An 8,761-nucleotide genomic window follows, 5' to 3' on the forward strand; every position below is an offset into this window, starting at 1 on the left:
CGCTGGCGCGGCCGTTCTGGCCGGTGCCGCCGCCGCCGGCCGCGCGCCGCGACCGCGGGACGGTGCCGCGCGCGGCGTTGCTGCTCGTGTCCTATTCGCTGTCGGGGGCCGGGCTGGTGCCGCCGATGGTCTATCTGGCCGATCTCGCGGCGCGCGGGCATGGGCTCGGCGTGCGCGCGGGCGGGCTGATGTGGGTGGTGTTCGGCGCCGGGGCGTTGACCGGCAGCCTCTCGGGCGGGGCGCTGGCGGACCGGATCGGCGGCCGCCGGGCCATGGTGGCGGCGCTGGTGGTGCAGGTGGCCGCGCTCGGCATGGCGCTGCTGCCCGGCGTTCCGGCGCTGGTGGCGGCCGGGCTGCTGTCGGGCATGGCGGCGGTGGGTGTCACCTCGGTGGCGTTGGCCGCGGCGCGGGAACGCGCCGGGGCGGAGGCCGGGGTGCTCTGGGTGCGGGTGACCGCCGGCTTCGCCGTGGCCCAGGCGGCGACGGGCTTCGCGATGGCGGCCCTGTTCGGTGCCACCGGCGAGAGCCACGCCGCAATCTTCGCCGCCGGCTTCGTGTTTTCGCTGCTCGCCCTCGCGGTGGGCGCCGCCGACGGCGCCGCCGCGCGCCCGGGCGCAGTCCGGGCGCCCTGACGAGCAAGGGAGGGGGCGCGGACCGCGAGTACGGATACCTGGACTGGATCGGTCCGGGTGCCCTGACGAGGAAGGGAGAGGGCGCGGGGACCTTCTCCTCCCCCCCTTGTCTCGCACACGGCCGCCCCGCCAGCCCCGCGCGCGGATACGCCCGGCAACGATGCCGGGAGCATCGCGTCACCGCAGCCGCCACACCTCCACCGGCCCGCGCTCCTCCCACACGACCGAGGCCAGGTCGTAGTGCTCGGCCAGGGCTTCCTCGATCATCGCCGCGATGCGCGGCCGGATGTTCGGCCACCAGCCACGGTCGATGACCAGCGCCTGCGGCGTGGAGGCGAGGATGCGCGCCACTTCCTCATAGGGATCGATGCCGGTGACGCGCCAATAGGGCCCGACGAGTTGCGCCGGGAAGGCGTAGCGCGTGGCGAGCCCGGCATCCGCGAGCACGTAGAGCGTCGGGTGGTAGTTCACCACCCAGATCGGGTCGCCCGGGTCGATGACCTGGCGGATCGCCGCCGCAACTTCCCGCACCGGGTCCGGCCCGCCGAGCCCGACCGCGCCGAAGAGCCGCGGCACGGTCGAGGACCGCCAGGCATCGGTCGCCACGCCGCCGACCAGCAGGGCGAAGGCGGCCACCACCAGCCCCGGCCGCGCCGCCCGCGCCAGCCGCCGCGCGCCGAGGGCGGCGAGCAGGCAGAGCGGCGGCAGCCAGATCAGGAAATAGTGCTGGTAGTACATGCCCGGCATGACCACCGCCGCCGTCGCCGCCAGGAACCAGACGACGCAGAGCCAGCGCAGCAGCGCGATCGGCCCGTGGCGGCGGCGCGGGCGGATCAGCGCCGGCGCGGCCATCACGAAGGCCCAGAGCAGGATCATCACCGCGATCAGCGTGTAGCGGGCGGCGTCGAGCAGGCGCACGCGCTCCCCCGCGTAGCGCATCGGGGCGACGAAGGCGCCGTTGATGAAGTCGTCGAGCTCGCCCGCATAGGCGTAGGCGACGCCAAAGAGCAGCGTCGGCGTGGCGCAGAGCACCGTATAGGCGATCGCGTAGAGGAAGACGCGGCGCAGCGGCAGCAGCCCGCGCCACCAGGCGGGCCCCACCAGCAGCAGCCAGGCGAGGCAGCCCTCGAAGACCGCGACCGGCTTGATGGCGAGGGCGAAGCCGACCATCAGCCCCATCGCGACGATCTTGAAGAAGGGCGGCGCTTCCCCGTTCTCCAGCGCCCGCCGTGCAGCACGCAGGCCGAGCGCCATCGACCACGCCGTGAAGGGCGTGAACAGCACCTCCGTATTGGTCGCGAGCCCGCCGAGCAGCGTCGCATGGGCGAGGTAGAGCAGCCCCGCCGCCAGCCCGAGCGCCGGCGGCGCGGTGGCGAAGCGCACGATGGCGAAGAGCGCCCAGGAGGTCAGCCAGGTGCCGAGCACGCCGAGCAGCCGCGGCACCCAGATGGCGTCGCCGAGCAGCGCCATGATGGCGGCGAAGAGCGCCGGCGCGCCGACCGGATGCATGTCCCACACCGCGGCGAGCGGCCAGTTGCCGCGCAGCCATTCGCGCGCCTGCAGCATGTAGAGGCCCTCGTCGGTGTCGATCACCGCGGGGGCGAAGGAGAAGGCGCGCAGCAGGATGGCGGCGAGGAGCAGGAAGACCGGCACGGCGGCGCCGTGCACCGCCCGCCGCACCCGGCTGGGCGGGAGCGTGCGGCGCGCGGCGGCCGGCGCTTCCTGCGGCGTGGCGAGGACGGTGCTGTCGGGGCTCATCGGCGGCGGTGCCCCGTCACAGTGCCGGGTGCTGGTCGCGCCAGGGGGCGGCGCGCTCGTAGCCGGCGGCGGCGCGGTAGATGGTGGCCTCGTCGAAGTAGCGGCCGACGAGCTGCAGCGAGAGCGGCAGGCCTTCCGCCTCCGACAGGCCGCACATCAGCGTCAGCGCCGGGTGGCCGGTGACGTTGAAGGGGGTGCGCGCCTGGCGGGGATAGGTGATCTCCACCTCGTCCGCATCGTCGATGCGGGAGGCGGGGTCCATGCTGCTGGCGGTGAGCAGCAGGTCCACGCTGCCGAAGGCGGCTTCGACCGCCGCGACCAGCTCGCGCCGGCGGCGCTGGGCCTGCACGTAGTCCTCGGCGCGGGTGAAGAGGCCGGGGAGCAGGCGCTTGCGCGTCAGGGCGGAATAGCCCTCGGGCTTCTCGCGCAGCCAGCGTCCATGGATGGCCGCGGCCTCGGAGAGCAGGATGGCGCGGTTCACGCCGGCGAATTCCGTCAGCGAGGGCAGGGTGATCGCCTTCACCTTCGCCCCTTCCTTCGCCAGCAGCTTCGCGGCGGCGTCGAGGGCGGCGGTGACCTCGGGGGTGGCGGGCTGGTCGGTCTCGTGGAAGTGGCGGACGTAGCCGATGGTCAGGCCCTTCAGCCCCTTGCGCAGGTGGCGCGCATGGTTCGCCGCGCTGCGGGCGGCGCTGCCCGGGTCTTCCGCGTCATGGCCGGCGATGGCGTTGAGCAGCATCGCGTTGGAGGCGACGTCCTTCGTCATCGGCCCGACATGGTCGAGCGTATAGGCGAGCGGGAAGACGCCTCGGCGGGAGACGAGGCCATAGGTCGGCTTCATGCCGACGATGCCGCAATGGCTCGCCGGATGGCGCACCGACCCGCCGGTGTCGGTGCCGAGCGCCGCCGGCAGGATGCCCGCGCCGACCGCCGAGCCGGAGCCGGAGGAGGAGCCGCCCGGGTGATGCCCCGTGTTCCACGGGTTGCGCGCCGGCGGGAAGGGCAGGTCGAAGGCCGGGCCGCCGATGGCGAATTCATGCGTGGCGAGTTTCACGGGGAACACCGCGCCCGCCGCGCGCAGCCGCGCCACCACGGCGGCGTCCTGCTGCTTCATGTTGTCGAGCAGCAGGCGCGAATGGCAGGTCGTCGGATGGCCGGCGAGGTCGATGATGTCCTTCACCCCGACCGGCAGCCCGTCGAGCGGGGATCGCGGGCCGGAGCGGGCGATGCGGCGCTCGGCCTTGCGCGCCTGGTCGCGGGCCTCGTCCCACAGCGGCAGGATGGTGGTGTTGAGGCGCGGTTCCAGCGCCTCGAAGCGGGCGCGCAGCGCGTCGAGGTATTCGACCGGCGAGAGGCGGCGGCGCGCGACGGCGGCGGAGGCCTCGGCGAGGGTCAGCTCGTGCGGGGCGGCGGTCATGCGCGGGCCGCCTTCGGCGCCGGGGCGGCATAGACGGGCATGGGCTCGGCGCGCTCGTCCGCGGGGCGGGGGAAGGAGGCGGCGAGCCGGCGGGCATGGGCGATGGCCTCGGCGATCTCGGCCTCGCGGCCCTGCCAGGCATCGCCGAGCCCGGCGGCGCGGGCCAGCGCTTCATCCTCGGTCATGCGACGGCATCCTTGTTCCCGGAGGCGGCAAACTGCCGCAAAAGATCGGGAGGCGGAAGTTCGCGCGGGACCGTGGCAGGCCGGTGGCGAAGGCGGCGTGGCGGGATCGGGGCGAGCGGTGCCCCGGCGTCGCGCCCGCGCCGCGGCACGGGCGGGCGGGACAGGCGGGCGGGGCGCCGGGCCTGCATGGGAAAGGGCATGCGCCGCCCCCGATTTTCCGCCGGCGCGTTCCGGCGTATGGGTCGGGCATGACGCACGCGCCCAACCTGCCCCTCGCCGGGCTGAAGATCGTCGAGCTCGGCCACTACATCGCCGCGCCCTTCGCGACGCGGCTGCTCGCCGACCTCGGCGCCGAGGTGGTGAAGGTGGAACCCCCCGGCGGCGACCCTGTGCGCGGCTGGGGTTCCAGCGTCGAGGGCAACGCCGTCTGGTTCAGCGTGCACGGGCGCAACAAGCTGAGCGTGACGCTGGACCTCAAGAAGCCGGAGGACCGCGACAGGCTGGTCGCCCTGCTGAAGCGCGCCGATGCGCTGGTGGAGAATTTCCGCGCCGGCTACCTCGAACGCATCGGCCTCGGGCCGGATGTGCTGCACCAGGCGAACCCACGCCTCGTGATCGGCCGCATCTCGGGCTACGGGCAGGAAGGCCCCTATCGCGACAAGCCGGCCTTCGGCGCGATCGGGGAGGCGATGGGCGGGCTGCGCCACCTGACCGCGAACCCCGGCCAGACCGAGTATCCGCCGCCGCGCTGCGGGGTTTCCATCAGCGACGACCTCGCGGGGATGTATTGCGCCATGGCCGTCGTCTCGGCCTGCTGGCAGGTGAAGGGCGATCCCCAGGCGAAGGGCCGCGTGGTGGATGTGGACCTCGTTTCCAGCGTCTTCTCGCTGATGGAGGGGATGCTGCCGGAATACGGGCTGTTCGGCTGGGTGCGGCAGCCGCAGGGGGCGGCGATCAAGACCGCGGCGCCGACCAACACCTATCCCTGCGCGGACGGGAAGTGGCTCTGCATCGCCGGCAATTCGGACCTGATCTTCAAGCGCCTGATGGCCGCGATCGGCCGGCCGGAGATGGCCGGGGACCCACGCTTCGCCAACAATGCCGGGCGCTGCGACAATGTCGCGGAACTCGACGCCGCGATCGCCGATTGGACGCGGACGAAGCCCGCCGCGGAGGCCGAGACCATCCTGGAGGCCGCCGAGGTGCCGTGCTCGCGCCTGTTCGACATGGCGGATTGCGCCACCGACCCGCATTTCCGCGACCGCGGCTGGGTCATGGAGGTGCAGGACCCGCTGCTCGGCCAGGTGCTGCATCCGGCCGCGCCCTTCCGTTTCGATGGCGTGGCGCCACGGGACATGGTGCGCTGGACAGGCCCCGCGGCTGGCGCGCACAACGAGATGGTGTTCGCGGCTGCGGCGCGCGGCGAGTCCCGCCCGCTGACGCCCTGAAAGGACAAGGACTGGACATGACGACGAATGTGACGGCCGCCACGCGCGGCATGGCGACGGCGCGGTTCTGGGGCATGGCGCTGCTCGGCTCGGCGGTGCTCGCCGCCTCGGCCCAGGTCAGCATGCCGATGTGGCCGGTGCCGGCGACGCTGCAATCGCTCGCGGTGCTGCTGCTCGGCGCGCTGGGCGGCTCGCGCCTGGGCGTGGCGAGCGTGGCGCTCTACCTGGCCGAGGGTGCCATGGGCCTGCCGGTCTTCGCCGGCGGCATGGGCGGGATCGCGGCGCTGGCCGGGCCGACCGCCGGCTACCTGCTGGGCTTCCTGCCGGCGGCCTGGATCGCGGGTCTCGCCGGCCGCGGCTGGATGCGGCAGGCGCTGGTGCTGAGCGCGGCGCATCTGGCGCTGTTCGCGCCGGGCGTCGCCTGGCTGGCCGGCTTCGTCGGCTGGGAGCGCGCGGCGATGGCCGGCTTCATGCTGTTCCTGCCCGGCACGGCGGTGAAGACGGCGCTCGCCTTCGCGGTGCTGCGGGCAACGCGGCGAGGCTGATGCGGGCGGCGGCGGCCGCTGGCCCGTGGCCAGCGGTGGCTGCCATGCGTATCCTTTTTTGCACGCGGCCGCCCCAGCGGCGCCGCTTACCGACTGGCCCGGCAGCGATGCCGGGCCTCTGAGGGACCCCCTTCCGCGGGGCAGGTCTGCCCTGGCGGTGCATTGCCCCCGATGGCGATGGAGGCGTATTTGGGCGGGCTGGCTAGGAAATAGCCCTTCGACTGCCTGCGAAATCGCCAGAGGAACCGCAAAAACCATGCTTGACGGAGACCTTCTAGGCGGGGCGCTGTCCCGCCTCGACGAGGCTGCTCGCCACATCCAGATCGATCCGGACGTCATCGAGCGCCTGAAATACGCGCGGGAGATGACCAAGGTCGCGCTGATGATCCGTATGGATGACGGCTCGCGGAAATCCTTCCTGGCCTGGCGCTGCCGCTACGACGACACGCGCGGCCCGACCAAGGGCGGCATCCGCTTCCACCCCGACGCCACGGCCGAGGAGGTGGAAACACTCGCCTTCTGGATGACCATGAAGTGCGCGGTGATGGACCTGCCCTATGGCGGCGGGAAGGGCGCGGTGAAGCTCGACCCTCGCACGCTGTCGAAGACGGAGCTGGAACGGCTGTCGCGCGCCTATGTCCAGGCCTTCTCCAAGGTGATCGGGCCGGATCGCGACATTCCCGCGCCGGATGTCTACACCAACGCCATGATCATGGGCTGGATGGCGGACGAATACGCCACCATCCGCGGCGAGCCGTCGCCGGCCGTGATCACCGGCAAGCCGATCGCCCTCGGCGGCTCGCTCGGGCGCAACGACGCCACGGCGCGCGGCGGCTACTACCTGGTGGATCATCTGGCGAAGGAACTCGGCCTCGGCGCGGGGATGCGCGCCGTGGTGCAGGGCTTCGGCAATGCCGGGCAGTTCATGGCGGAGATGCTCGCGGCCGACGGGCACCGCATCGTCGCGGTGTCGGACTCGCGCGGCGCCGTCGCCTGCGAGACCGGGCTCGACGTGGCGCGCCTCCTCGCGCTGAAGGCCGAGGGCAAGTCGGTGGCCGATCTCGCCGGCACGCCGGGCGTGCGCAGCATCTCCGATGAGGAACTGATCGCCACCGAATGCGACCTGCTGGTGCCGGCCGCGCTCGAGGACATGATCCATGTCGGCAATGCCGGGACGGTGCGGGCGAAGGTGATCCTCGAACTCGCCAACGGCCCGGTGACGCCGGAGGCCGACCGCATCCTGGACGGCAGGGGCGTCGTGGTCCTCCCGGACATCCTGGCCAATGCCGGGGGCGTCACCGTCTCCTACTTCGAGTGGGTGCAGAACCGGCAGGGCTACTACTGGACGCTCGAGGACATCCATGCGCGCCTGAAGGCGATCATGGAGCGCGAAGGCGCACAGATCTGGGCGATCGCGCAGGAGAAGTCGGTCTCGCCGCGCACCGCCGCCTATATCCATGCGCTGGGGCGCCTGGCGAAGGCGATCGAGGCGCACGGCACGCAGCAGTTCTTCGCCGGCTGATCGCCGGAGCCGGCGGTCTCAATTCCTGCCCTGCGGCCTGCGAAGCGGGCCGGGGCGGCGAATGCGGGCCGCCGGCAGTCGGGCGGATCCCGGCCGCGCGGCGCCCTTCGTCAGAGGGCGAGAAGACACGCATGCCAGTGGTCGTTCAGATCGACCGTCGGAACCAGGAAGCGCGGGGAAGCCGACTTCCCCGCGCCTTTCCTCACGCCACCTTCGGCTGGCTTTCCATCCAGCGCCAGTAGAGTTCCCGCGCCTGCGTCGCGAAGCGGCCGATCTGCATGTCGCGGCCGTTGTAGCGCGTGCAGGGCTGCACCTTGGCGTAGTTGCCGGTCGAGAAGATCTCGTCCGCGGTGTCGAGTTCGGCCGGCTTCACCGTGCGTTCCTCGACCGTCACGCCGGCGTCCTTGAACAGGCCGATGATGCGCTGGCGGGTGATGCCGTTGAGGAAGGTGTGGTTCACCGCCGGCGTCACCACCTTGCCGTCCTTGGCGAACCAGAGGTTGGCCGAGGCGAATTCCGCGACATTGCCGACCGCGTCGCACATCACCGCATTGTCCGCCCCCTGGGACGCCGCATAGGCCGAGGCGCGCGCGCCGTTCGGGTAGAGGCAGGCCGCCTTGGCGTCGGTCGGCGCCATTTCCGGCGTCGGGCGGCGGAAGGGCGCCATCACCGCCGCGAAGCCCGCCCATTTCGGCAACGGGCTGTCATAGATCGCGAGGATGAAATCCGTGCTGTCCGGGTCCGGCCGCGCGGCGCCAAGGCCGTTGCGGACGAAGAACATCGGCCGGACGTAGAGTTCCGCATCAGGCCCCATGCGGCGGATGCCCTCGCGGCAGAGCGCCTCGATCTCCGCGGGGGTCTTGGTCGGCTTCATCAGCATCGCCTTCGCGGAGGCGACGCAGCGCTGGCAGTGGCGGTCGAGGTCCGGCGCCCAGCCCTTGATGGCGCGCCCGCCGTCGAAGATCACGGAACCCAGCCAGAAGGCGTGGTCCATGGGGCCCAGAACCTTCGGCTCCTCGTTGGACCATGTGCCATCGTACCAGAACACGCCGGCCATCTTTTCCTCCACGCAGCGGGGGCAGAGGATGTGCCACGAAGGCGGGGCGCGGAGAAGGGCCTGCCAGGAGGGGACGCCATGGGAGAATATTTTGACCCGCGTGAGACGCGTGGCGCCGATGCGCGCGGCGCGGATCTCGTCGCCCGGCTGCCGGGGGTGGTCGCGGCCGCGGCACGCGCCCCGGCCCAGGCGGCGCGGCT

General features: G+C 72.5%; 8 protein-coding genes. 4 read left to right on the forward strand and 4 right to left on the reverse strand.

The annotated features are described in order from the left end of the window. A partial coding sequence (locus GXW76_RS24035) for a YbfB/YjiJ family MFS transporter (RefSeq protein ID WP_211864679.1) occupies positions 1-632 on the forward strand: 632 nt, incomplete at its 5' end. Positions 633-809: 177 nt separating this feature from the next. Here the strand turns inward: GXW76_RS24035 and GXW76_RS24040 are convergent. Genes GXW76_RS24040 through GXW76_RS24050 form a run of 3 tightly spaced genes read right to left on the reverse strand, consistent with a single transcriptional unit; the run spans position 810 to position 3,989 of the window. Beyond that, positions 810-2,390 (reverse strand): glycosyltransferase family 39 protein, encoded by a 1,581-nt coding sequence (locus tag GXW76_RS24040; protein WP_211864680.1) that lies wholly within the window; start codon positions 2,388-2,390, stop codon positions 810-812. 16 nt (positions 2,391-2,406) lie between these two features. Then, positions 2,407-3,804: an amidase gene (locus GXW76_RS24045; protein ID WP_211864681.1), complete on the reverse strand. Its 1,398-nt coding sequence runs from the start codon at positions 3,802-3,804 to the stop codon at positions 2,407-2,409. Next, entirely contained in the window at positions 3,801-3,989 is a 189-nt protein-coding gene (locus tag GXW76_RS24050) for a hypothetical protein (RefSeq protein WP_211864682.1), read from the reverse strand. The genes GXW76_RS24045 and GXW76_RS24050 overlap by 4 nt, the downstream gene beginning before the upstream one ends. Positions 3,990-4,237: 248 nt before the next feature. Here GXW76_RS24050 and GXW76_RS24055 point away from each other — a divergent pair, with 248 nt between their 5' ends. The 3 genes from GXW76_RS24055 to GXW76_RS24065 all read left to right on the forward strand — a co-directional run bounded on the left by GXW76_RS24055 (position 4,238) and on the right by GXW76_RS24065 (position 7,504). Beyond that, entirely contained in the window at positions 4,238-5,437 is a 1,200-nt protein-coding gene (locus GXW76_RS24055) for a CaiB/BaiF CoA transferase family protein (RefSeq protein ID WP_211864683.1), read from the forward strand. A 17-nt stretch (positions 5,438-5,454) separates the two neighbouring features. Then, positions 5,455-5,982 (forward strand): biotin transporter BioY, encoded by a 528-nt coding sequence (locus tag GXW76_RS24060; protein ID WP_211864684.1) that lies wholly within the window; start codon positions 5,455-5,457, stop codon positions 5,980-5,982. A 256-nt stretch (positions 5,983-6,238) separates the two neighbouring features. Next, positions 6,239-7,504: a Glu/Leu/Phe/Val family dehydrogenase gene (locus tag GXW76_RS24065; protein WP_211864685.1), complete on the forward strand. Its 1,266-nt coding sequence runs from the start codon at positions 6,239-6,241 to the stop codon at positions 7,502-7,504. Positions 7,505-7,706: 202 nt separating this feature from the next. Here GXW76_RS24065 and GXW76_RS24070 read toward each other — a convergent pair whose 3' ends face one another. Beyond that, a complete protein-coding gene (locus tag GXW76_RS24070) occupies positions 7,707-8,561 on the reverse strand; it encodes a branched-chain amino acid aminotransferase (RefSeq protein ID WP_211864686.1) in 855 nt (284 codons plus the stop codon). Between the last annotated feature and the right edge of the window lie 200 nt (positions 8,562-8,761).

This window comes from Neoroseomonas soli, assembly GCF_018129065.1.
GTDB classification, from domain to species: Bacteria; Pseudomonadota; Alphaproteobacteria; order Acetobacterales; family Acetobacteraceae; genus Neoroseomonas; species Neoroseomonas soli.